This is a genomic window from Candidatus Frankia nodulisporulans, from assembly GCF_902806475.1.
Taxonomy (GTDB): Bacteria; Actinomycetota; Actinomycetes; order Frankiales; family Frankiaceae; genus Frankia; species Frankia umida.
Genome location: NZ_CADCWS010000501.1, coordinates 1 through 1,053 on the forward strand (window position 1 = coordinate 1; position 1,053 = coordinate 1,053).

Below are 1,053 nucleotides of genomic sequence, written 5' to 3' on the forward strand. Positions count from 1 at the left end.
GCGCGTAGATCCGGACGCCCGAGCAGCGCCCAGCCGTCGAGCAGCACCACCGCGCCGTACCCGCCGCCTTCGGCCACCGGCTCCGCACCCGGTGTGGACACGACCAGCGCCGGCTCGGCGGGGACGGTGGCCAGCACACCGTCACGCCCCGATGTGCGCAGCGGTACGCCGGGAAACGCCCGGCCAAGCTCCTCGGCCGTGCGCCGATCACCCGTCACCGACGCGCGCAGCCGCGGATCGCCGCAGGACGGGCACTGCCATGCCGCCACGGGACGCCCACACCACCCACACGCCGGCGGCCCCGACCCACCCGGTCGCCCCAGCGGCCCCTGGCAGTGCCCGCAGCGGGCCGGACGCCGACAGCCCGTGCAGGCCAGCGACGGCTGATAGCCACGCCGGGGGACCTGCACCAGCACCGGGGCACCCGCCGCCAACGCCTCCCGCGCCGTGCGCACCACCAGTGACGGCAGCCTGGCCGCGCGGGCCGCCGGATCGCGGGAGACCTCGTGATCGGAACCCGTCGCCTCCACCCAGGGCGCGAGCTCCCGCAGCTGGGCCCGCGCGGCCACCAGCGCACGGGCCCAGCCCGCCCGCACCAGCGCCTCGGCCTCCACCGTCGGGCAGAACCCGCCGACGAGCAACGCCGCGTGTTCCTGCCCGGCGCGCAGCACCGCGACATCGCGGGTGTGCGGATACGGGGCCAGCGGCTCGGCATGCAGATCGTCCCCGTCATCCCAGGTGACGATCAACCCGAGCGCCTCGACCGGTGCGAACACGGCCGACCGGGTACCCACCACCACCCGGGCCTGGCCTCGCCGCACGGCCAGAAACGCCCGGTACCGCGCCGCCGGCCCAAGATCGGCACGCAACGCGACCGTCGTCTCCCGCCCCACCGCCTCGACCAGCGCCGCCTCGACCCGGTCCACATCCCGATGATCGGGAACGACCACGATCGCCCCTCGCCCGGAGCGCACCACCGCCGCGACCGCCGCCGCGATCATCCGCGGCCAGGCCGGCCCCGGCGGCGCCCACCAGACCGCCCGCGGCCACCGC

1 pseudogene is annotated in these 1,053 nt (G+C 77.1%); it reads right to left on the bottom strand.

Annotated elements, in window-relative coordinates:
* Positions 1–1,053, bottom strand: a pseudogene (locus G6R24_RS21135) (primosomal protein N'); the annotation flags it as partial.